A 23729-nucleotide genomic window follows, 5' to 3' on the forward strand; every position below is an offset into this window, starting at 1 on the left:
CTGTTATGGAAGCTGCTCCTATTGTGTCGCTTGCTCGCGTGAGTAAGTCATTCGGCCGCGTTCAGGCGCTGGTCGATGTCGATCTTGATTTGCGACCGGGTGAAGTGCACGTTCTGCTGGGTGAGAACGGAGCTGGTAAATCGACATTGGCTGCCATTCTGGCAGGCGTGAAGCATCCTGATGCGGGAAAAATCAGCATTTCAGGCCAGGCGCGGCATCTTGCATCACCGCGCGATGCACTGATGCTTGGCATCAGCACGGTATTTCAACATGGACAGCTCGTGCCCTCGCTGAGCCTTGTCGATAATACGGCGCTGGGGGGTGTGTGGTGGCGAAGACCACAGCGTGCGCAACTTGCGGAGCAAATGCGTACAGTTGCGCAGAGCATTGATCCTGCTGCGCCTTTTGACCCTTATGCGCGTGCGGATGCGCTCTCTTTGGGTGAGCGCCAGCATGCTGAGATTGTGCGGGCGCTCATGCGAGGCAGTCGCGTGCTGGTGCTGGATGAGCCTACAGCCACGCTCACGCCTGCGGGGGCGGCTGATCTTGGGCGGCTCATGCGCCGTCTTGTACAAGGCGATGCTGGAGCGCCGGTTGCTGTTGTCTTCATTACTCATAAGCTCGACGAAGCCCTGGATTTTGGCGATCGCATCACGATTTTGCGCCATGGTCGTGTCGTAGCAAGAATATCTCCGCGCCAAACAGGCTGGGATCGAGAAACCGCGCATCGTGAACTGGTCAATTTGATGTTCGCGGGCTCAGTGTCGAAGTCAGCGCATGTGGCCAAGCCACATGTCTCTCATGGAAATGAGGTGCTGCAGGTTAAGGGGCTGAGTGTGGACGATGTACGGGTGCCGCTTGCTGATATCAACCTCACAGTCCATGCCGGAGAAATTGTGGGCATCGCTGGGATTGATGGCAATGGCCAGAAACAATTGGCTGAAACATTAGCCGGTCAAAGAGCGCATAGCACGGGCGAGATAACGCTGAATGGCAAGCCTGTGGGGCATCTGTCGGTTGGTGAGCGCACCCGGCACGGCTTGCGTTATGCCAGCGATGATCGGCTGCGCGAGGGAACAGTTGGTGCCCTTTCGATTGCTCTCAATCTGTTGTTGAAACGTATTGGTGATGCGCCGTTCTGGCGCCGGGGCGTTGTGCGGCAGGCCGCCATCGATGTGCGGGCACGGAAGGCGATTGCTGATTTTGATATCCGCGCCCCCGATGGGGCAACGCCTGTAGGGCATTTATCGGGTGGCAATGTGCAGAAGGTTGTGCTGGCGCGCGAGCTTGCCAGTGGTGCGCAGGCGGTTATCTTCGCCAAACCCACGCAGGGGCTGGATATTCAAAGCACTATCGCTTGCCATCAGAGGATAAGGCAGGCTGCCGAGGCAGGACTTGCTGTGCTGCTCATCTCGACTGATCTTGATGAAATACTAGCGCTATCAGATCGCATCGTGGTGATGGACACGGGACGCGTGATTGCTGCGTTGGACAACGGAGCCGAAGCGCGGGCCCTGGTTGGGCGCGCAATCAGCCAGGCGGATGGACAGGCCGCATGATCAGGCGCTTTGCTTTTGCTATTATAGGCCCACTACTGGTGGCGCTTGTGTTGACAGCGGGAATGCTGTGGGCCATGGGGGTGGATCCGCTTGCATATTTTATGCAAGTCATGCAGCGGGGCCTGTTGTCGCCATCTGGTTTGCAGGCCGTCATAACGCGAATGGCGCCGCTTTTGTTGATTGCTGCAAGTCTGATCATTGCCTTCCGTGCTGGTATCTGGAACCTTGGCGGTGATGGGCAATATTTGTTAGCAGCAGTTGCTGTTGCGGCGGTGGCACCCACGTTGACAGGGATTATGCCGTTATGGCTCGCATGGGTGGTGTGCTTTGTCATTGCGGCGGTTGTTGGTGCGGCATGGTCGCTATTGCCCGCGATGCTCAAGGCCTATCGCGGCATCAATGAAATTATCGCTACCCTGATGATGACGTTTCTGGGGTTGTCTCTTGCTAACTTATTGATAAAACTGGTATTCAGAGATCCATCAACCACCGTGCCGCAAACGGTTACTCTGCCGGTTGCAGAACGGCTACCGCGTTTAGACGACACAACGATTTCAAGTGGTGTCTTGATTGGAGTCGTGGTCGTGCTGTTGGTGCATTGGGTAATGGCGCGCACCGCTTTTGGGTTGCGATTGCGCGTGGTCGGGTTGAATACGCGTGCAGCCCTGCATGCGGGCCTTAATGTGCCGCGTCTCACGATCATCGTATTCGCGCTCTCGGCGGGCCTTGCAGGCATGGCCGGGGCGGTGGATGTTCTGGGTGTGCAGGGCAACGTACGCGCTGATTGGAACCCAGCTTACAGTCTTATGGTGGTGCCGCTGGTGTTTCTGGCGCGCTTTAATGGCTTTGGGGCCATCATCTTTGTCTTTCTGTTTTCGGTATTGTCTGTAGGTGGTGAGAGCGCCGCGCGGCGACTGGGTATTCCTAATTATGTCACATTGCTGATCGTTGCTATCTTGTTGATTGCGCTGGCGTTGGGCGACATGCTCGAACAACGAGCGCGCACAAGGGGGCCGATATGAGCGGCCTGATGACGCAGGCTTTTTTGACTGCATTGCTTGCAGGCGCTGTAACTGCGGGCATTCCGTTATTGTTAGCGGGACTTGGCGAGCAAGTGTCGCAGCGCGCAGGCGTTCTCAATATTGGCCTGGAAGGCATGATGTTGATGGGCGCTTATGCGGGTTTTGTTGTTTCACTGCAAAGCGGTAACCCCTGGTTTGGCTTCGCTGCCGGTTTAGGGGGCGGCATGGCGGTGGCGGCATTGATGGCGCAGTTCGCTGTGCGATGGGGATTAAACCAGATCGTTATCGGTATTGCGCTGCTGCTGGGCGTAGAGGGGCTGACTGCAATTTTGCATCATCTAAGCTTTGCGCAAACATATCCACGGTTGCCAGCTGCCACAACGTGGCCATTGCCGGGTCTGGTGCATTTGCCATTGATTGGCCCGGCGCTATTTGATCGACCGCCAGTTGCCTATGCGGCCTTTCTGCTTGTGGGGCTGATGGCTTGGCTTGATCGGCGCACGCATTTGGGGCTTGCCTTCCGAGCGGCGGGTGATAGCCCTTCAGCGCTTGATGCCGCAGGTGTCGATGTTTTACGCACCCGCGCCATTGCCGTATTAATCGCGGGCGCGTGTGCAGGATTGGGCGGCGCGTTTATGGCGATTGTGGGTGCCGGTATTTTTGTGCCCTTTATGACCAACGGCGGTGGTTTCATCGCAATTGTACTTGCCATGTTAGCCCGTGGTCGGCCGCTGATGGTGCTGCTGGGAGCGCTGCTGTTTGGCGCATGTCTTTCAGCGACCACAGCATTGCAAGTGGTAGGGATCGATGCACCGACAGATATCGTGCAAATGCTACCATTCGCTGTGGTTTTACTGGTGCTGGCGCTCTTCGGGGATCGCGGATCATTGCCAGCATCGCTCGGCGAGAGCTGGAGCCGTGGCAATCCCCTCAGCCGTTAGAGCTTTACGCATTGAATCATACGCACCCGCGATGCACTGTTGTTCGACGGTGGCGCAGATGGCAACCCGGATCCAGCTGAATTAGCGGAAACTTGGCTGTGTCTATTTAAGTATTTGTTTTCCAGTGATAAATTATCTAGTTTCAGATGTTGATTTCCTGCGCAGGGCATATTGAGGAAGAGACAATGTCCAAGTTGATTTCACTGGCTGTGTTTATCCTGATCACGCTGGGCGTAGGCCTAATGATTGGGTTTGTCACCATGCCAGCCGAGTGGTATGCGGCGCTCAATAAACCATGGTTTACACCTCCAAACTGGTTGTTCGGTCCGGCGTGGTCTATTCTTTACGTGATGATTGCTGTTGCTGGTTGGCGGTGCTGGCTACGCGATCGGCGTGGGTTGGCGATGAAGCTTTGGCTTATTCAGATGCTTCTGAATTTTAGTTGGTCGCCCTTGTTTTTCGGTGCTCAACAGCCAGCTTTAGCTTTGGTTATCATTGTTGCAATGGTCGCAACGACCTTTGCCTTCATTGCCGCTACGTGGAAACGGGATCAGATAACAGCGTTGCTCTTTGTGCCCTATGCAGCCTGGACGAGCTTTGCCACTTTGCTAAATGCAACAATAGTTATGATGAATTAAACGCGTAATGCCGTTTATTACGAAGCTAACTCCGCGATAAACGGCAAATATTGAAGAGGCGTTGAACGCATTCCTGACGACGCTCACGTGAGCCTAAATCACTCCCACTCGATGGTGCCGGGTGGCTTGGACGTGATGTCGTATGTTACCCGGTTGATGCCCTTGACTTCATTGATAATGCGCGTGGCCACGCGACCCAGAAAGCCCATGTCGAAGGGATAAAAATCAGCCGTCATGCCATCAACTGATGTGACTGCACGCAGGGCGCAAACGTGTTCGTAAGTGCGCCCGTCACCCATAACACCCACGGTGCGAACTGGCAGCAGAACAGCGAAAGCCTGCCAAATATCGTCGTATAGACCAGCGCGGCGGATCTCGTCCAAATAAACCGCATCAGCATGACGCAAGATTTCAAGTTTCTCCGACGTGATTTCACCTGGGCACCGGATTGCAAGGCCAGGACCAGGAAACGGATGGCGGCCGACGAATGCTTCAGGCAGGCCAAGCTCACGCCCCAGATCGCGTACTTCATCCTTGAATAATTCGCGCAGCGGCTCCACCAGCTTCATCTTCATGCGATCAGGCAGACCGCCGACATTGTGGTGGCTCTTGATCGTGACGGATGGCCCGCCTGTGAAGCTGACGCTTTCAATGACATCCGGGTACAGCGTGCCCTGTGCCAGAAAATCAACCGGCTTGCCATCACGCGCGGCAATCTTCTTGGCTTCTTCATCAAACACGTCGATGAATAACTTACCGATCGTCTTGCGCTTGATTTCCGGGTCGCTAACGCCATGCAGCGCATCAAGAAACAGCTTTTCTGCTTCTACATGCACGAGCGGGATGTTGTAGCTGTCGCGGAACATCTGCACCACTTGCTCAGCTTCACCCATACGCAGCAGGCCGTGATCAACGAAAACGCATGTGAGCTGATCGCCAATTGCTTCATGGATCAGCACGGCAGCCACGGCAGAATCCACGCCGCCGGAAAGACCGCAGATAACCCTGCCGGTGCCAACCTGCTCACGAATGCGCGCTGTTGCTTCCTCACGGAAGGTTGCCATCGTCCAGTCGCCCGTGCAGCCTGCGATGTTGCGTACAAAGTTGCGGATGAGGCCTGCACCGTGAGGGGTATGCACCACTTCCGGGTGGAACTGCACGCCATAGAAGCGACGCTCTTCATTGGCGATAACGGCGAATGGCGCGTTCTGAGATATTGCTACTACCGCAAAACCTTCCGGCAGACGCGTGACGCGGTCGCCGTGGCTCATCCATACAGGATAGGCTTCGTTCATTTGCCAGACGCTATCGAACAGCGCGCTATCAGCCTTGACGTTGACTTCGGCGCGGCCAAACTCGCGGTGATGACCGCTTTCAACCTGCCCGCCAAGTTGCGCCACCATCGTCTGCTGGCCATAGCAGATGCCAAGGATAGGCACGCCAGAATCAAAGATTTCCTGTGGCGCGCGGGGGCTGGCGTCCTCTGTCACCGAAGAGGGGCTACCTGAGAGGATAATACCCTTAGGCTTCATCGTGCGGAAAGCTTCGGCTGCACGCGTAAACGGCACCACTTCCGAATACACGCGCTCCTCGCGCACGCGTCTTGCGATCAGCTGAGTTACCTGGCTGCCGAAATCGACGATGAGGATTTTGTCGTGTGTTGCGTCGGTCATAGGCTCAATCTTGTGCGGGTTGAACAAGCAATATTGCGGACAATGCTTATTATTCAGCAGGCAGTGACGTTGGTGTTGATGATGGAGCCGATGGCCACAACACCTTATCCTGTGGGAAATCGTAGATCACACCAGTCTGCGTCCATGATGGGGACAGCATGCGCACTAATTGCGGTGCAAGCTCTTCTGGCGTGCGAAGTATCGATGGATCCTCACCCGGCATGGCAGTCGCGCGCATGCGGGTGCGCAACGGGCCGGGGTTCACCAATGATACACGAATAGGGGTGGTTTGCGTTTCGGAGGCATATGTCAGTGCCAGTGCTTCAAGCGCTGCCTTTGATACGGCATAAGAGCCCCAAAACGCCCGGTATTTATGCGCAGCGCCCGATGTGATGAATACCGCGCGGCCTGCATCGGATGCACGTAACAGCGGATCAAGCGAGCGGATCAGACGCCAGTTGGCGGTTAGGTTGACGGCCATCACTTCGTCCCAACGCTTGGGCTCATGATGGGCGAGGGGGGTCATGGTGCCGAGAATGCCTGCATTCGCCAGCACACCATCGAGCTTGCCCCAGCGTTCGAAAATGCCAGCGCCAAGACGGTCGAGAGCATCAAAATCTTTAATATCAGCCGGGACCAGTGTCGCTGATCCGCCTTCAGCCTTGATTGCGTCGTCGAGCTCTTCCAGCGCGCCAACTGTACGCGCCAACGCTACGACGTGCGCGCCAGCCTTGGCCAGCGCGAGTGCTGCCGCCCGCCCAATCCCGCGCGAGGCGCCGGTAACCAGCACCACGCGGCCAGTAAGCGATGTGTCAGAGGCGAAATCGGCAGTTAAACCTGTCATACTATCAACCAGTGTCGAAACTAACCTGCTTCGGCGAGCAACGCGGCCTGACGCGGTGCATCGCCCTTATTGTCAGTAAGGGGCGTTGGATAATCGCCGGTGAAGCAATGGTCGGCGAATTGCGGCATCAACGGATCACGCCCTTGATAACCACACGCACGGTATATGCCATCAACTGACAGAAAAGCCAGCGAATCTGCACCAATGATTGCACGCATTTCCTCGATAGTGTGGTTCGCGGCCAGTAGCTTCTCGCGTTCAGGCGTATCGATGCCGTAATAATCAGGATGTGTAATTGGCGGGCTGGCAATGCGAAAATGCACTTCACGGGCCCCTGCATCGCGCATCATCTGCACGATTTTCATAGAAGTTGTGCCGCGTACGATAGAATCATCAACCAGCACAATGCTCTTGCCCGCGACGGCGCCGCGGTTGGCAGAGTGCTTCATACGCACGCCAAGTTCGCGCACCGATTGCGTGGGCTGGATGAACGTGCGTCCCACATAATGATTGCGGATAATGCCTAGCTCATACGGGATATCGCATGCGCGCGCATAACCGATGGCCGCAGGCACCCCCGAATCGGGAACAGGCACGACCACATCAGCCTCAGCAGGGGCTTCGAGCGCAAGTTGTGCGCCCATTTTCTTGCGGACTTCATAGACGCTGCGCCCATGCACGATAGAATCGGGGCGGGCAAAATAGATGTATTCGAAAATGCAGGGGCGCATTGGCTGTGACCCAAACGGCTTAATTGATTCGATGCCGTTTTCATCAATGATCAGCACTTCGCCATTCTCGATATCACGCACGAACTGCGCGCCGATGATATCGAGAGCGCAAGTCTCCGATGCCAGGATGTAATGGCCATCAAGCTTGCCCAGCACGAGCGGGCGAATGCCCAGCGGGTCACGCGCGCCAACGAGCTTTTTATTTGTGAGGCCAACGAATGAGTATGCACCCTCAAGCTGCAACAGCGCATCGATAAAGCGATCTGCAAAACGCTTTTTCCGGCTGCGTGCAACGAGATGCAGGATAACCTCAGTATCGCTGGTTGACTGATAGATTGCCCCTTCACGCACCAGTTCGCGGCGCAGGGTAAGGCCATTGGTGAGGTTGCCGTTATGCGCAACAGCAAATCCGCCGCCTGTCAGTTCTGCAAACAGCGGTTGGACGTTGCGCAGCATCGTCTCGCCCGTGGTGGCGTAGCGCACATGGCCGATAGCCGAGTGACCAGTTAACTGGCGGATAACAGTGGGATCAGAAAAAGTATCGCCGACAAGGCCCAGCTGACGCTCAGAATGAAAGCGATGGCCATCAAAGGAAACGATGCCGGTGGCTTCCTGCCCACGATGCTGCAGGGCATGCAGGCCAAGCGCCGTAATAGTAGCGGCTTCAGGGTGACCGTAAATGCCGAATACGCCGCATTCTTCATGCAGGGTGTCGTCGTTCAGATCGAAGTCCATATCCGAATGCAGACCTGCAGCTAGACCGTGATTCATCTAACGTCCTCCGGCAGAACACCCTTATCGGCGCATGATTATTGCATGGGAAGACATGTGAGTGTCTTCCCATCCGTAGCGCTCATGTGCGCTATGGAGACTACAATTACCAGTCCCATCAACGCACAACAGACCCGCTTCATGCGACTGTCTTACAGCAAGACTGCGGCAAAAACGCGAAACAATTCTGTGACGCAAGCAATGCGCTTATGAAGATGTTCAGCGTTCGTCGATTGAACCGCCACCAATCAGCTGCTGAATCGGATCGCCGGAATTGCTGGAACGCTGTCCCGGATCAGTATCGGCAGGAGCTGCATCATCGCCAGGCTTTTGCGGCGCAATTTTCTGCAAGACAGCATTACCGAAATCAGCAGGAAGAAGCGCTAGCAGCTGGTTGCCTGTGCTTTGCAGCAGTGGGCGTGACTTGGCGTTCTGCGCCCATTCAGGCTGTGCTTCCGGCTTCACAAGCCAGTTGAAGAACAGCAACGCAATCGCGCAAATCAGAATACCGCGTGCTGCGCCGAACACGAAACCCAATGAGCGATCAACAGCGCCAATGCGCGAATCGAGAATGAGATCGGAAATCTGCACCGTTACGAACGATACAAGCACCAGCGTAATGATGAACACAGCTGCAATAGATGCAACTTGTGCCACCATCGGGTTTGAGATGTAGGGCTCTAGATGCGGCAGCACAAAAGGGTGCAGGTATAGTGCAGCTGCAGCGGCGGCAACCCACGCAGCAATCGCCAACACCTCACGCGTGAAACCACGAACAGAGGCAAGCAGCGAAGAGATCAGCACGATGCCGATAACAATCAGATCTAGCAGAGCAATGGGCATGAACCGGCACCTTGAAACAAGCTGGACGAATAAGCGGCTGCAACTTGCATTTAATTTGCAGAGCAAATCAATCGCAAACAGCTTTAATGGAAAGTAGACTTTGCTGGCGCTGTGTATAGCGATGAAATTGCGCCGCGTCACCTATCTGTAACAAGACTGCGCCTTTCACGAGCAACTTGTGGACGCCTTGCCGCAATAGTTGCGACGAGATCAGCAATATGACCCACGCTTTCCAACGCTAAAGGCGATGCATCCGGTGAGTCTTTCAAGGTTGCAGGCACAATCGCGCGGTTAAAGCCAAGCTTGCCAGCTTCTTTTAAACGCGCAGGTGCCTGTGCCACCGGCCGGATGGCGCCTGAGAGGCCAATCTCGCCAAAATACACTGTTTCCGGGGATAAAGGAGCGCCTGCTAATGATGAAATCAGCGCAGCCGCAGCTGCAAGATCAGCCGCGGGCTCGTTGATGCGCAGGCCGCCTGCAACATTGAGATACACGTCATGTTGGCCAAGTTTTAACCCGCCGCGCGCTTCCAGCACTGCAAGGATCATTGACAGGCGGCTCGGATCCCATCCAACAACCGCGCGACGCGGAGTACCAAGAGAAGAGGGCGCAACCAACGCCTGAATTTCCACCAGCAGCGGACGCGTGCCTTCCATTCCTGCGAAAACGGCTGTGCCGGGTGCGGAGAGATCACGCCCTGCCAGAAAGAGGGCAGAAGGGTTGGCGACTTCGGCAAGACCGTGGCCGGTCATCTCGAATACGCCGATTTCATCTGTCGGGCCAAAGCGGTTCTTCACAGCGCGCAAAATGCGGAAATGATGGCCGCTGTCGCCTTCAAACGACACTACTGCATCAACCATGTGCTCTACCACGCGCGGGCCAGCAATCTGGCCGTCCTTTGTGACGTGGCCGACAAGAATAACTGTTGTGCCGGTGGTTTTGGCAAAACGGATCAGCGATTGCGCGCTTCCACGCACCTGGGTCACTGTGCCGGGCGCTGCTTCAACGGCGCTGCTCCACATGGTCTGAATCGAATCGATTACCGCAAGGCGTGGTGGCGCACCTTCGCTGAGGGTGGCAATGATATCCTCGACATTGGTTTCTGCAGCCAGCTCCACAGGAGCCTCAGTAAGACCGAGGCGCTCTGCCCGCAGACGCACCTGCGCTACAGCTTCTTCCCCCGAAATATAGGCCACGCGGTTACCCAGACGTGCCAATGCGGCGCATGCCTGTGTGAGCAGTGTCGATTTACCAATGCCTGGATCGCCACCGATCAGAATGACTGATCCCGGCACAAAGCCGCCACCAGTCACGCGGTCCAGCTCAGCAATGCCGGATGCCACGCGCGGTGCTTCCAGGCTTTCGCCTTTCAACCCCTCCAGCGCAAAAACGCGGCCAGCACTGCGCGCACCACGAAGGGCCGCACCTTTTGCCCCCGCAATTGGGGCTGCGATGGATTCTTGCGCTAGCGTATTCCAGCCATCGCAAGCTTCGCATTTACCCTGCCAGCGCGTATAAGCCGCGCCGCAGCTCTGACAGATGAAAGAAGGAGACTTTGCCACAATACCAGCCGATCATTACATGTGGTCGGGCATGTGATCGTCGCTGGCAAGATTGCCGAAGCGTGTCACATCCGCCTGGAAGGAGAGGCGAACCGTGCCTGTAGGGCCGTGACGCTGCTTGCCGATGATAAGCTCTGCCGTGCCATGGGCCTGATCCATCTCTGCCTGCCATTTGAAATATTCCTCGGTGCCCATTTTAGGCTCCTTGCTTTTGAGGTAATACTCCTCACGGTACACAAACAGCACCACGTCGGCGTCCTGCTCGATGGAGCCCGATTCACGTAGATCCGACAATTGCGGGCGCTTATCATCGCGGTTTTCAACCTGACGCGACAACTGGGATAGTGCCACGATAGGCACCGCAAGCTCTTTGGCCAGCGCCTTGAGACCCGTGGTGATTTCTGTCAACTCCTGCACGCGGTTTTCACCGCGTTTGGATGAGCCCGAAAGCAGCTGCAAGTAGTCAACCACCAGAATATCCAGCCCACGTTGACGCTTAAGGCGGCGTGCGCGAGCGGCAAGCTGGGCAATGGAAAGGCCACCTGATTGATCGATATAGAATGGCAGCATCTGCATTTCGCGTGCAACATCCGACACTCTGTAAAACTCGTCCTCAGCGATATCACCGCGGCGGATTTTATAAGAGGGCACACCGGATTGTTCGGCAATGATACGCGTTGCGAGCTGCTCGGCAGACATTTCGAGCGAGAAGAAGCCCACAATGCCGCCGTTGACCGTCTTCATCGAGCCGTCCGGCTGCTTCTCGCCGCGCCAGTTGCGTGCGATATTGAAGGCGATGTTGGTGGCAAGCGAGGTCTTACCCATAGCAGGACGACCGGCCAGAATGATCAGATCTGATGATTGCAAGCCGCCCATTGTGCGGTCTACATCCGTAAGCCCCGTCGAGACGCCTGACAGATTACCATCGCGCTTATAAGCGGCAGCAGCGACATTGATGGCGGTTGTCAGCGCATCCGAAAACCGCATGAAACCGCCATCGTAGCGGCCGGTTTCGGCGAGTTTATAGAGGCGCTGTTCGGCCTCTTCGATCTGGGTGCGGGGCGGATTGTCAACCGGTGCATCGTAGGCGACGTTGACGATATCTTCACCGATGGAAATCAACTCACGGCGCACGGCCAGATCGTGGATCGTGCGGCCGTAATCTTCGGCATTAATAACCGTTGTGGCTTCTGAAGCAAGGCGCGCAAGGTATTGGGGGATTGTGATGCCGCCCAGGTCATGCTCGCCTAAAAAGGTTTTGAGCGTGATAGGCGTTGCAACCTTACCCGCCTTGATGAGCGATGAGGCGACCTCATAGATGCGGCGGTGGATTTCTTCCTGGAAGTGCGCGGCCTCAAGAAAATCCGATACGCGAAAATACGCATCGTTGTTCACCAGCATAGCGCCGAGCAGTGCCTGCTCAGCATCGATATTATGCGGCACAAGCCGGTATTGAGGCTCTGGCGTGGCATCAAGCCGTGTCACCAACGAATTAACGATGCTCATTTCACTCCCGGCGGCAAGCGCGGATTCTCTTTAATCGACGTGTTGTTTTCTACGGTAAAGAAAATCTTAAATCCTGGGTAGCCGATTCTCCGCAGAGCTCGTCATATTTCCCCGCTTTGCACGCTGGTCTCGCGAAAAATATCACTCTCCAGCTTGCTGCAGACTCTGATTCACGCCACGGTTAGAAGAGAGTGCATCTTTTTCACGAAAACTAAGTGCGGCCTCATTGCGCCCGATATAATCACGCGTAAGGGGAACGGCATCCTGCCGTTTGGCGAGCTGGATCTGAAAAACCATCATGCCATCATGCCTGAATGACATTTCAGAGGCGGCGAGATAAAAATCGAACATGCGAAAGAATCGCTCGTCAAACATTTCCAGCACTTCAGCACGGCGGGCATGGAAGCGTGCGCGCCATGTTTTTAGTGTTTCGGCGTAATGAAGCCGTAGAATCTCGATATCCGTGACGATGAGGCCCGACCGTTCAATTGCCTTCAGAACTTCGGACAGTGCCGGAATGTAACCGCCGGGGAAAATATATTTTGTGATCCATGGATTGGTGCTGCCTGGAGGGCACATGCGGCCAATCGAATGAAGCAGCATCACGCCATCATCCGCCAGTACTTTAGCCGATTGATCAAAAAAGTTCTGAAACCACGGCGCGCCGACATGTTCAAACATGCCGACTGAAACAATTCGGTCGAATGTATCCGAGAGAGTTCGATAATCTGTGAGGTTAAAATTCACCTGGTTTGATAGTCCAAGCGCAGCGGCACGTTCCTGTGAAACAGTAAGCTGTTCTTTCGAGAGGGTGATACCGGTTACCTTTGCCCCGCATAATTGTGCAAGATAGAGCGCCATCCCACCCCATCCGCTGCCGATATCAAGTACTTTCTGCCCGGGCTTCACCTGGAGCTTGGCTGCAATATGGCGTTTTTTGGCCAGTTGTGCCGCATCCAGCCCATCAGAGGCTGGTGTATTGACCAATGCCTCCCCGTCTTTGCTTGCAAGTATAAAAGAGGGGTCATCACCGGGCTCAGCCTGAATGTTTTCAAAATACGCACATGAATATTGGCGGTCTGGATCAAGGAACAATGCATAAAGGCGCCCGTCCAGATCATAATGATGGGCAACATTTCGACGCGATCGGCTAGCAAAGTTAAATTGTGCAAAGAAACGGAAAGCATCACGCCATAATCGGGTAAGTTTGATCGGCAAGAGGCCATTGCCGTAATTATAATTACGCATAGCCAATGCCAGCAGATCGCCGATATCGCCTTTGAGCATTTCGATATCAGCGTCCATGTACAACTCACCCAAGGCTAAATCCGGATTTAGCAAAAGGCGCCTCACGGCACGGTTATTGCGAAAATGCATGGCTATCGAAGGGCCTGAGCCATCGCCAACAGTAAAGGGTGGATGCGTTGCTACTGATGCCGTTAACGATCCGGAACGGATAAGGCGCTTAAGAGCGAACCGAAGCAATTTTTCCATGCTCGACCCCATCTGTATAATGTTTACACATCATCTTTTCCGTATGAATACGGATATTATTTTCTCTCTAAGCGTAATCTCATAAAAATAAAAAACAACGGGGGGCGCTTCCACGCCCCCCGTCTTGCAATAATTGATTGCTGTTTTATCAGATGCTTATGACACAACTGTCGCTGTGCTATTGCAATCTGTCAGCTCAGAGCTCTACATCGCCGGCTTCAGCAAGTGCTGCGCCAACTTCAAGACCGAGCTCGGAAAGATCGATCTCGTCACGGGTGCTGACTTCTTCACCACGATCCTGACGCTCTGCCTCTTCTGCGCTGCGTGCAACGTTGAGTGTGACCGAAACTTCAACTTCTGGATGTAGCGCAACAGGAACCGTATGCAGGCCGAGCGACTTGATTGGCGTGTGCAGTACGATCTGCTGACGGTTAACAGTGAAGCCACCGGCGGTCAGCACGTCAGAAACGTCGCGTGCAGCAACCGAACCGTAAAGCACGCCCGACTCACCAGCCTGACGAATCAGCACGAATGCCTGTCCGTTCAGCTTTTCACCGACAGCTTCAGCTTCGTTGCGTAGCTCAAGGTTGCGGGCCTCAAGCTGAGCGCGCTGGTTTTCGAAGCGCATCTTGTTGGCTTCTGTTGCGCGCAGTGCTTTGCCGCGTGGCAGCAGGAAATTGCGAGCGTAGCCATTCTTAACACGTACGGATTCGCCAATTTGGCCAAGACGTGCAACGCGTTCCAGCAGGATAACTTCCATTTTAACTCTCCTCGTTAAGTGTATCGTATTTCAGTAATTTAAACTCAGTCCAGCATCGCGGTTCTCGCACTCTTGCGCGAGCGCCATGCGACAGCTGCAACACCCACCCCTGCCAACACAACAATGATCCAGAGCGACAACAGCAACAGCGCCAGATAAAGCAGTGCCAATAACACGGGACGCGCCCTATTGCCGCGCGTTGCCGCATGGATACTAGCAAGGCCTTGCAAGGCAAAAGCTGCAGCCATGCCGCCCAGAACAGCCGTTGCGCCAAGCCCCGCAAAGCCGGGGAGCAGAACACTGCCAAGTCCCGCAGCTCCTGTGATGAGCAGCGAATTTCGTGCCATCAAGGTGTCAGGAATTGAAGGCCATGGGCGCGGTAGCCATCCCGATACGCGTACGGTAAATGCGGCAAGCCACAAGTTTAACGTCAGCATGAACACAAAGGTCGTTGCAGCAACAGCAGGCACAGCCGCTGTTACCAGGCGAACAAACTGTTCTGTGTCTGCATCCACCGGCAATGCTGGTGTGAGTTCTGCGCCGACCATAGCGCGGATCAAATCATCCAGACTGGACCGATAGGCTTCGTATGAGGGCCCCAACGAAATAGCACCGATCAAGGTGATACCAGCCGCAGTAACTGCAAGCCATGTCAGGATGCGGCCCAACGGATACCACTCAATCAGTTCTGCATGATCTGTGCGTCCCAGCAAAGCAAGGTATGCCAACCACCATGCCGGCAAGCCGACAGCGATTGCGAAGACCAACCCTGCTGCAGGGGGCAGAAAAACAGCACTGACAATGGCGCCGACAATTGTAGCAACAAGACCGGAACGATGGCTCCAGCCCAAAGCAGCAATCAGAATGGGGAGGGGGGCAACATAAGACAACAACAACCCGAGCGGTGACAATGTCGCCACCACGCCAAATAGCAGGGCAGAGACCAGGCCCGCCCCCGAGCCAATAAAGAGTATTGTTGCCATCGTCCTGCTGTCCCACTGCCTATGCAGGGTTAGAAGCGGATCTCCGCCCCAACAAATCCTCCAACCGAATCACGAAAAACACTCAGGTTTTTCGTATGTTGAAGGACGACTTCATTGTGAAATCAAAGCGCCGCGCGAAACAAGATCGCGCGGCGTAGAATTATTGTGTCTTACGCGATTACGTAAGGCAGCAGACCCAGGAAGCGCGCGCGCTTAATAGCCTGTGCCAGCTCGCGCTGCTTCTTGGCCGATACAGCCGTGATGCGCGAAGGAACGATCTTGCCACGCTCAGAGATGTAGCGCGACAGCAGACGTGTGTCCTTGTAATCGATCTTCGGTGCGTTCGCGCCCGTGAATGGGCAAGTCTTGCGGCGACGGAAGAATGGGCGACGGGGAGCTGCTCCAGTTGTCATGATTAGTTCTCCTCCGAACCTTCTGCACCAAAATCATCACGCGAACGATCGCGGCGTGGGCCACGGTCGTTGCGATCGCCACGGTCGAAGCGGCCACCGCCGCGCTCGAAGCCGCCGCCTTCGCGGTCGCGACGGTCATCGCGGTCGCGCTTCTGCAGCATAACCGACTGACCTTCTTCAAGTTCTTCAACGCGAATCGTCATCGAGCGGAGAACATCTTCGTTCAGGCGCTGCAGACGCTCAACTTCTGCCAAAGCAGCAGGAGGTGCATCGATATTGAGAAGTGTGAAGTGCGCCTTACGGCTCTTGCGAATCCGGTAAGCAAGGGCCTTGAGGCCCCATGGCTCGATCTTGGTGATCTTGCCGCCGTTGGTTTCGATGATGCCCTTGTACTGTTCTACAAGTGCCTCAACTTGCTGGGCAGTCAGATCCTGACGTGCCAGAAAAATGTGCTCGTAAAGAGACATGTGTGGCCTTTCAATCTACAACAAGCGTTTCTCCGGCGCCAAGCCCTTCGAGCCTCGTCACCAAGGCCCGACTGGTGTTGCTTCGAAGGCGGAGACACGGGACGAAAAAAGGAATCCTTTTATGCCATAAGGCACCGTCCGTTCAGCCCCCAGCCGGAGAGAACACGAAGCAGGGCCAATACACCACCCATCACTTCGAGGCAAGTCTCTATTTGCGACCATGCATATTCATGGCACGTTCGAATATCTGGATGGGAGAGCTTTTCTCATGATTTTTTGCAGCTGACGCTTAAATTAATCGGTAGAAACAGTTGCAGGCTGCTATTGCGCCACTTCTATATTATATCGTGCCGACAGCAGAAAGGCGCATACATGATCATTGGAATCGGCTCTGACCTATGTGACATCGATCGCATCAGCAATACGCTTGAGCGGTTTGGCGAGCGCTTCACGCACCGTATATTCACTGAAGGGGAGCGGGTGCGCTCAGAACGCCGCGCAGCACGTGCGCCATCCTATGCGCGCCGCTTTGCAGCCAAGGAGGCATGCGCCAAAGCGCTTGGCACCGGTATGTCACGGGGCGTGTTCTGGCGCGATATGGAGGTGGTTAATCTACCTGGTGGTCAACCGACAATGCGGCTTACAGGCGGCGCCCAGAAACGTCTCAAGGCCATATTGCCAACAGGGCACCGCGCGGTGGTGCACGTATCGCTAACCGATGATCCGCCTATGGCGCAGGCTTTTGTGATTATTGAGGCAGTGCCGGAATAATGTTTTCTGCCCTGGAAAGAAAAAGGGGCCACATGAAACATGCGGCCCAAGTCTAGGGAGGAAACGCCCAAGAAGGGCAACGACAGGCAAAGCCATGTCGCAATGCAACAATACCCGACTCACAGAATATAGCAAGGGGTTGTTTATGCAAATTTCGAATGGCTCAAATGCACTGATTAGGAGATATGATCACTCGCTTTGCCGAATTGCACCCTATTTGTGCCAAATTTCTACAAAATGACCAAGTATCGATAGAATGGAGGCGGCATGTTATGTGGTGCATTATGCAGCAGAGTCATGCCGCAGGATCGTGCATAATGCCTATTTATGATGCTTTTTGAGGAATTGGCGGGCTGAAATTGCTCCATTTTGCATCACTGCTGCAAAATGGAATTAGCTGATGCGACACTTGTATTGGCACTATCAACCGGCGTCTGCATCGTTTATCAGAGAGGGGTAATTTTTGCCCGCCCTTGTGGAATGTTCATCATGTCGCATAACACCTTCGGCCATATGTTTCGTGTAACCACGTTTGGTGAAAGTCATGGGCCTATGATTGGTGCCGTGGTTGATGGTGTGCCGCCGCGCATTCCACTGACGGATGCTGATATTCAAGCTGATCTCGATCGTCGGAGACCTGGTCAGTCGCGATTTACCACGCAGCGACAGGAGCCTGATCGGGTGCGTATCGTCTCAGGTGTATTCGAGGATCCCGAGACGGGGGAGCAGGTGACAACGGGCGCGCCCATTGGCCTGATGATCGAGAATGTCGATCAACGCTCAAAAGATTATAGCGAAATCAGCAGCGCTTATCGACCGGGGCATGCGGATTACGTATATGATGCCAAGTACGGCATTCGTGATTATCGTGGTGGTGGTCGCTCTTCTGCGCGTGAAACGGCAATGCGGGTTGCTGCGGGTGCTATCGCGCGCAAGGTTGTGCCGGGATTAAAGGTGCGCGGTGCGTTGGTGCAGATGGGGCCGCATGCAATTGATCGTGATCGTTTTGATTGGGAGGAGGTGGCGCGCAACCCCTTCTTTACGCCAGACGCAGAGGCGGCAGCCTTTTTTGCCACTTATCTTGACGGTGTGCGCAAAAACGGCTCCTCGGTAGGAGCTGTGATTGAGATTGTTGCTGAAGGAGTGCCAGTAGGGCTGGGGGCGCCCATTTATGGGAAGCTGGATGCCGACATTGCCTCGCTGTTGATGAGCATCAATGCAGTCAAGGGTGTTGAAATTGGGGATGGATTTTCCTCAGCCGCGCTTACTGGTGAAGAAAATGCTGATGAAATGCGCGCCGGTAATGATGGCGCGCCAACTTTTCTGTCGAATCATGCGGGTGGCATTTTAGGTGGTATTTCCACAGGGCAGGCAATCATAGCCCGATTTGCGGTAAAACCGACATCTTCAATACTTACGCCACGTCACAGTGTGAGTCGCAGCGGGGTCGAGACCGAGGTGATGACAAAAGGGCGGCATGATCCTTGCGTTGGTATCCGTGCGGTGCCAGTAGGTGAGGCTATGGTGGCGTGCGCGATTGCAGATCATTACCTGCGCCATAGAGGGCAAGTTGGTGTATCTGCCGCATGGCCTTTTGTTTCGCAACAGGATGCTGTTTAGTCGTATTAAATTTATATGCGGACTGGGTGGTTGCAATTTTAGTTGAACTAAAATTGGCCGTGCGCTAACTTGCGCAGCATGAAGCTCGCAGACTGGCTTGAACACAATAATATATCACGCATAGCATTTGCGCGTCGTATTGGCGTTTCGCCGGGCGCGGTCACACAACTTTGTAATAATGCCGCCGGTTGGCTCTCGCGCGAGACAGCCGAACTCATCTTGCGAGAAACGCGCGGAGCTGTCACGCCGAATGATTTTCTCGGTGCTGCGGCTGGTATTCAGGAGAATATGATGACCCAATCAGTGACCGAAGCCATCGAGGCCTTCGCCAAGGGCGAAATCGTGATCGTGACTGATGATGATGATCGCGAAAACGAAGGCGATCTGATCTGCGCAGCATCCTTGTGTACGCCTGAGAAGATGGCCTTCATCATCCGCCATACCTGCGGCATCGTTTGTGCACCTCTGTCATTAGATGAGGCGCGCCGGTTACGGTTAGAGCCAATGGTGGCATCGAACGATGCGCCCCTTGGCACAGCTTTCACAGTGACAGTTGATGTGCGCCATGGTCTCACCACGGGTATTTCGGCAGAGCAGCGCTCTAACACTGTACGAGCGCTTGCTAATAACAATATGGGGCCGAGTGATTTTGTGCGCCCAGGTCATATCTTCCCGCTAATAGCGCGTGATGGCGGCGTGCTCATGCGTTCGGGACATACAGAGGCCGCAGTCGACCTGTGTCGTCTGGCTGGGTTGCCGCCTGTTGGCACGATCTGCGAGCTTGCTAATGATGATGGCACTGTGATGCAGGGCGAGCAGATTGATGCTTTTGCTCGCGAACATAAATTAAAGCGCATTTCGGTTGCAGATCTGATTGCTTTTCGGCAGTCGCGCGAGAAACTTGTCGAGCGTGTAAATACTTTCTCGGTGCAGACTGATATCGGTGAGCTGATGGGCTATGCCTACACAACGCCATTTGATGACGTGCAGCACTTTGCTTTTGTGTATGGTGGGATCGGTGATGGTCGTGATGTACCCGCACGGCTGCATCGAGCTGATGTTATCAGCGATATATTTGGTGGTAAATCATTGCATCAGGCACTCGCTTACTTCAAGGAGCAAGGCCGTGGTGTGCTGGTTTATCTCCGTGATGGCACAGCAGGGGTTCCCGTAAAGCGACCGGATGCACTGGAGGGCACTGAAGCGCAGCGCGTGCAGCAGTGGCATGAGGTTGGTCTTGGCGCCCAGATCCTGCGCGATCTTGGTGTGAGTTCCATCGATAATATTACTTCGACCGCGCGTGGCTATGTGGGCTTATCGGGATTTGGCATCACAATTTCCCGCACCACTGTGCTGGAAAAATAATAGTGCCGTTTGCGTTCAATGTGATTATTCAAATGAACGCAAGGTGCGATAAAATGGAAACCAGAGCGCAGTTCTGATTTAATCAGAATGTCAGGCGCTCTAACTCCCTTTATCTCGACACGTACATCCAATTGATTTCTAGAGCGGTGGTGCGGAATTGGCATGACCTTAGCCGCGCATAAGGGCGGTGACATGTGCGGCGGCTGAGCGGGATAAGCCGATAAGGTCGTATCCGCCTTCAAGAATGGATACAATCCGTCCATCACAGCAGCGATCTGCCACATCCATGACGGCTTTGGTAGCATAGGCGAAATCAGCTTCAGTGAGATTGATGTTGGCCAGCGGATCGCGCCAATGAGCATCAAAACCAGCTGATATAATGATGAGATCAGGCGCGAAGGCTTCGATGCGAGGCAAGACAGCATTTTCCAGCGCCAAACGGAATATCGGGCTACCATCTCCCGCCTGCAAGGGGACGTTGACAATTGTATCGTACTCACCCTTTTCACACGCCGCGCCTGTGCCGGGATAAATTAGCATCTCGTGGATAGAGGCATAAAGCACGCTTTTGTCAGCCCAGAAAATATCCTGCGTGCCGTTGCCGTGATGAACATCCCAATCCAGAATCGCTACCCGCTCAAGTCCATGCTTCTGCTGGGCATGTCTGGCTGCAATCGCTGCGTTGTTAAAAAGACAGAATCCCATAGGCTTTGCATGCTCGGCATGATGCCCCGGTGGGCGGATGGCACAAAATGCGTTATCGACCTTGCGCTCTATAACCTCATCCACCGCATAACATGCAGCCCCCAACGCCCGCATTGCAGCCTTCCAGGAGCCGGGTGAAAGGAGTGTTTCGTCATCAATGTTGGCGATGCCTTTGCTGGGAATTGCTTCAAAAATATTGCGTACATACTCTTCTGTATGGGCCAACATAGCCATATCTGCATCGCCGCGCGGCGCAGTTTCTCGCAACAGGTGGGAATACGCCTCTTGCTCCAAGGCGCGTTCTATTACCACGAGACGGTCTGCGCGCTCTGGATGTCCCTTGCTCGTTTGATGATCGAGACAGTCAGGATGGGAAAGGTAGAGCGTCGTCACGAATGTTTCCTGCCGTGGAGCTTGCCGGGCTTCAGGTAGGAAAGATTGTGCAGTCCTGATTCCCGCATGCCATATCATTATTCTTGAGCATATCCGGTTTCTATCGGGTAGCACGCTCTTTTTAGTCATCAAGCAATGTCGATGCGGAGCGCAACCATAAAGGGAGTAGGACGGCCGCAGTAAAATCCAGTGCTTAACCTGAGGCATTAACTATTTCGGATAAGCTTTGTAGCGATAAATATCACGCTGTAAGACAACAATCAGCGTTGGAATCAGGTTAAAGCAGTTCGCAGCACTTAAATAAGGATGAAAGAATGGTCTGGTCCAGGATTGTACGAGTATCCCGAAATCTGCTGCTGATAGCAGGGTTTGGCGCTGTGTTGGCTGCTTGCACTTATAAAAGTGTGCCTGATCCCTCCGTTTCCGCGCGCGACGTGGAGTGGATGGCGCAGATGCCACAGGCGGATGTCGATCTTGAATTTGCGCGATATCTCGTTGATGATCCAACTGGCGAAGCGCCCGGCACAATTGTGGTAGAGCAGAAAAAGAAGCTTCTTTATTATGTATTGCCCGAAGGAAAGGCCATCCGTTATGGCGTGGCAGTCGGTGACGAGGCTTATGGATGGACGGGCGAATCCGTCGTCAAGCGCAAGGCCGAATGGCCCGCGTGGAATCCGCCCGCCGATATGGTCAAGCGATGGCCCCATGTTCACCCGGTTAAAGGTGGGCCGCTTAACCCGCTTGGTGCACGCGCGCTCTATCTGTATGACGCGAATGGCCGTGATACGCTATACCGGATCCACGGAACCAATGAGCCTGAGAAGATCGGACGCGCAGTTTCATCTGGCTGCATCCGCATGCGCAATATTGATGTGATTGATCTTTATAACCGCGTGGAATTGGGAGCCCGTGTTATTGTGAGGTAGGGCTGCATCATAAAACAAAGCCGGAAGCGCACGACTGGGTAGAAGAGCGTGCGCTTTCGCAGGAAGCGATTAAAATGAATGGTTTCAGTGAGATGGCGATATAAAGTCCATCATTGCATTTGTTATTATTTAAAGAATACACAAAACTAAATGACAATCTGCGCAAGCAGCGGCCATAAAGTTCTCAAACCGAAACGTCGCTCGTGACACATAAGCAGTGGCGACGCTTATTCTTTGATTGGTGCGCTAATTCTATCAATAAATCGGCGCCCATGATCTGATTTGATGCAAGCTGCTTAAAAGCTGGTCTGATGTTGCCTTGGCAAATGACATGCAGCTGCAGCAATCAGAGTGCATTAAATCTCACGACTGGCGATCAACTCAACTATTCTGCGGGTTGCGCATGAAGTGTGGCAACTCGTGCGAGGCCTTCGTGGGCGTTGACTTAGGGGCGTTGCGCGTAGCAGCTGCAAGAGCTGGCATGCCCAATGCGCCAAATGGAGGGGTGACGCTCTTGGAGGAGTTAAGTGCCGCCTGCGCAGATTGTGCTGCAGGATTAGCGACGGTATCAGCGATTTGATGCTTGATGTTCATGATGCTCACAACGTGTTTGAACGAAAAATGTCACTGGAAACGCTGCCAACTTGTCGGATTGAAATATTGCCGACACTGTTGATCATTGCTGATGATAGCGTCGGAGTGTTGTTCTGTTGATGGCGAAGTGGTGGCAAATGGTGTTTAATATCGATATTTTCGGCAATGTCGCTAATGAATGATTAAGCGTTAGGGCGCATCTTTTTGAATCTTATAAACTCTTTTTCTTGGGCTTTTCTTTGAGGCTGGTTGGAAATCATGCGGCGTCTAATAGTTGAGGAACCTGTAAGCCGTGCGGCAATATGGGGGCGGAGGTTTGCGTGGTTCAGCCTGCCTGTGCTGATTTCTGGCATTGTGCTTGTGCGTGGGGGAAGTGGCGACCTCTCTCCAGGCTTTGCTGTGATTGGAGCTGCTTTCCTGCTGGCATGTGTGGGGCTGATTTTTGCAGTGTCTGCGCTTGTACAGATTTGGCGCTATGGTCGTAAAGGGTTGGGGTATGCCATCAGCGGCATGCTGGTCGCGGGCCTTGTTATTGTATTTCCAGGGGCGCTTGGGCTGCGTCTGCTTGTGATGCCATATTATGCCGATCTCACAACAGATGCTGCTCATCCGCCCGCATTTTCACGCAGCACAGTTGCATTCGCTGCGCGTGGTGGAATGCTGCCGCAGCCGGCCAGCGAAAATATTTTGGCAGGCGTGACCTCGGGAAATATTTGGGAGCATCTGCCCAAAGTGCAGAAAATTTTGCAAACATTGCCGCTGCCTGAGACTGATAAAGCAACACTGCGCCAGAGACAGCGTCAGCTTCATCCAAATTTAGTATCGCTGAATACAGAAATGGAAGCAGACGCAGCATTTGCACGCGCACGTGTAGCGGCGGAAAAGGAGGGGTGGACAATTATTGAGGCAACACCGCCCAGTGGCCGTTTTGGAATTGGGCATCTGGATGCTGTGAAATTAACACGGGTGCTAAAACTGCCTATTGACGTGACAGTGCGTCTACGCCCCCATGCGGAAGGCACCACAATCGATGTGCGAACCATTCCTCGATATCGGTTGTTCGATGTGGGCAGCGGACCGCGCAATATTGAACAGTATTTCGAATATTTCACTTCGGAAAATACGGTAGGAAAGTAATAAGTTAGAGT

The 23729-nt window shown here is 54.2% G+C and carries 22 protein-coding genes; 9 read left to right on the plus strand and 13 right to left on the minus strand.

Annotation, left to right across the window (positions count from 1 at the left end):
• The first annotated feature begins 5 nt into the window (after positions 1 to 5).
• The 4 genes from VRZ32_RS06730 (at position 6) to VRZ32_RS06745 (ending at position 4160) form a co-directional block, all read left to right on the plus strand.
• On the plus strand, positions 6 to 1559 hold the full coding sequence (locus tag VRZ32_RS06730) for an ABC transporter ATP-binding protein (RefSeq protein ID WP_414524899.1): 1554 nt from the start codon (positions 6 to 8) through the stop codon (positions 1557 to 1559).
• Complete coding sequence (locus tag VRZ32_RS06735; RefSeq protein WP_414524900.1) at positions 1556 to 2581, plus strand: putative B6 ABC transporter permease subunit 2; 1026 nt, start codon at positions 1556 to 1558, stop codon at positions 2579 to 2581. Before VRZ32_RS06730 ends, VRZ32_RS06735 begins: the two co-directional genes overlap by 4 nt.
• Before the next feature lie 8 nt (positions 2582 to 2589).
• Positions 2590 to 3522 carry an ABC transporter permease gene (locus tag VRZ32_RS06740; protein ID WP_414524901.1) on the plus strand — a complete coding sequence of 311 codons (933 nt, stop codon included), beginning with the start codon at positions 2590 to 2592 and terminating at the stop codon, positions 3520 to 3522.
• 185 nt (positions 3523 to 3707) lie between these two features.
• Entirely contained in the window at positions 3708 to 4160 is a 453-nt protein-coding gene (locus VRZ32_RS06745; protein ID WP_414524902.1) for a TspO/MBR family protein, read from the plus strand.
• 98 nt (positions 4161 to 4258) lie between these two features.
• Here the strand turns inward: VRZ32_RS06745 and guaA are convergent, their stop codons facing one another.
• From guaA to rpsF, 11 genes are all read right to left on the minus strand, one after another.
• Entirely contained in the window at positions 4259 to 5833 is a 1575-nt protein-coding gene (gene guaA / locus VRZ32_RS06750) for a glutamine-hydrolyzing GMP synthase (protein WP_414524903.1), read from the minus strand.
• Positions 5834 to 5882: 49 nt separating this feature from the next.
• Positions 5883 to 6677, minus strand: coding sequence for an SDR family NAD(P)-dependent oxidoreductase (locus VRZ32_RS06755; RefSeq protein ID WP_414524904.1), 795 nt, complete (start codon positions 6675 to 6677; stop codon positions 5883 to 5885).
• A gap of 20 nt (positions 6678 to 6697) precedes the next feature.
• Positions 6698 to 8179 (minus strand): amidophosphoribosyltransferase, encoded by a 1482-nt coding sequence (purF, locus tag VRZ32_RS06760; RefSeq protein ID WP_414524905.1) that lies wholly within the window; start codon positions 8177 to 8179, stop codon positions 6698 to 6700.
• A gap of 219 nt (positions 8180 to 8398) precedes the next feature.
• Positions 8399 to 9022, minus strand: a complete 624-nt coding sequence (locus VRZ32_RS06765; RefSeq protein WP_414524906.1) for a CvpA family protein — start codon at positions 9020 to 9022, stop codon at positions 8399 to 8401.
• Positions 9023 to 9159: 137 nt separating this feature from the next.
• Positions 9160 to 10584, minus strand: coding sequence for a DNA repair protein RadA (gene radA, locus VRZ32_RS06770; RefSeq protein WP_414524907.1), 1425 nt, complete (start codon positions 10582 to 10584; stop codon positions 9160 to 9162).
• Positions 10585 to 10599: 15 nt separating this feature from the next.
• The gene (locus VRZ32_RS06775; protein ID WP_414524908.1) at positions 10600 to 12090 is read right to left on the minus strand and encodes a replicative DNA helicase; all 1491 of its coding nucleotides are present in this window, start codon (positions 12088 to 12090) and stop codon (positions 10600 to 10602) included.
• Between the two features lie 141 nt (positions 12091 to 12231).
• Positions 12232 to 13584: a class I SAM-dependent methyltransferase gene (locus VRZ32_RS06780; RefSeq protein WP_414524909.1), complete on the minus strand. Its 1353-nt coding sequence runs from the start codon at positions 13582 to 13584 to the stop codon at positions 12232 to 12234.
• Positions 13585 to 13780: 196 nt separating this feature from the next.
• Complete coding sequence (gene rplI / locus VRZ32_RS06785; protein WP_414524910.1) at positions 13781 to 14344, minus strand: 50S ribosomal protein L9; 564 nt, start codon at positions 14342 to 14344, stop codon at positions 13781 to 13783.
• Between the two features lie 44 nt (positions 14345 to 14388).
• Positions 14389 to 15327, minus strand: a complete 939-nt coding sequence (locus VRZ32_RS06790) for a DUF2232 domain-containing protein (protein WP_414524911.1) — start codon at positions 15325 to 15327, stop codon at positions 14389 to 14391.
• 170 nt (positions 15328 to 15497) lie between these two features.
• Complete coding sequence (rpsR, locus tag VRZ32_RS06795) at positions 15498 to 15740, minus strand: 30S ribosomal protein S18 (protein ID WP_414524912.1); 243 nt, start codon at positions 15738 to 15740, stop codon at positions 15498 to 15500.
• A gap of 2 nt (positions 15741 to 15742) precedes the next feature.
• Positions 15743 to 16207: a 30S ribosomal protein S6 gene (rpsF, locus tag VRZ32_RS06800; protein ID WP_414524913.1), complete on the minus strand. Its 465-nt coding sequence runs from the start codon at positions 16205 to 16207 to the stop codon at positions 15743 to 15745.
• A 372-nt stretch (positions 16208 to 16579) separates the two neighbouring features.
• Here rpsF and acpS point away from each other — a divergent pair, with 372 nt between their 5' ends.
• From acpS to ribB, 3 genes are all read left to right on the plus strand, one after another.
• Positions 16580 to 16978, plus strand: coding sequence for a holo-ACP synthase (acpS, locus tag VRZ32_RS06805; RefSeq protein ID WP_414524914.1), 399 nt, complete (start codon positions 16580 to 16582; stop codon positions 16976 to 16978).
• A gap of 489 nt (positions 16979 to 17467) precedes the next feature.
• Positions 17468 to 18598, plus strand: a complete 1131-nt coding sequence (gene aroC / locus VRZ32_RS06810) for a chorismate synthase (protein ID WP_414524915.1) — start codon at positions 17468 to 17470, stop codon at positions 18596 to 18598.
• A 78-nt stretch (positions 18599 to 18676) separates the two neighbouring features.
• On the plus strand, positions 18677 to 19963 hold the full coding sequence (gene ribB / locus VRZ32_RS06815) for a 3,4-dihydroxy-2-butanone-4-phosphate synthase (RefSeq protein WP_414524916.1): 1287 nt from the start codon (positions 18677 to 18679) through the stop codon (positions 19961 to 19963).
• Positions 19964 to 20131: 168 nt separating this feature from the next.
• On the opposite strand, the gene VRZ32_RS06820 is transcribed toward ribB, so the two are convergent.
• Positions 20132 to 21061, minus strand: a complete 930-nt coding sequence (locus tag VRZ32_RS06820; protein ID WP_414524917.1) for a histone deacetylase family protein — start codon at positions 21059 to 21061, stop codon at positions 20132 to 20134.
• 314 nt (positions 21062 to 21375) lie between these two features.
• Between VRZ32_RS06820 and VRZ32_RS06825 the strand changes: the two genes are divergently transcribed.
• Positions 21376 to 21987 carry a L,D-transpeptidase gene (locus VRZ32_RS06825; RefSeq protein WP_414524918.1) on the plus strand — a complete coding sequence of 204 codons (612 nt, stop codon included), beginning with the start codon at positions 21376 to 21378 and terminating at the stop codon, positions 21985 to 21987.
• 381 nt (positions 21988 to 22368) lie between these two features.
• Here VRZ32_RS06825 and VRZ32_RS06830 read toward each other — a convergent pair whose 3' ends face one another.
• Positions 22369 to 22581, minus strand: a complete 213-nt coding sequence (locus VRZ32_RS06830; protein WP_414524919.1) for a hypothetical protein — start codon at positions 22579 to 22581, stop codon at positions 22369 to 22371.
• 258 nt (positions 22582 to 22839) lie between these two features.
• Between VRZ32_RS06830 and VRZ32_RS06835 the strand changes: the two genes are divergently transcribed.
• On the plus strand, positions 22840 to 23718 hold the full coding sequence (locus VRZ32_RS06835; protein ID WP_414524920.1) for a DUF1499 domain-containing protein: 879 nt from the start codon (positions 22840 to 22842) through the stop codon (positions 23716 to 23718).
• Positions 23719 to 23729 lie beyond the last annotated feature (11 nt).

The organism is Pseudochelatococcus sp. G4_1912 (assembly GCF_047501465.1).
Classification (GTDB): domain Bacteria; phylum Pseudomonadota; class Alphaproteobacteria; order Rhizobiales; family Beijerinckiaceae; genus Pseudochelatococcus.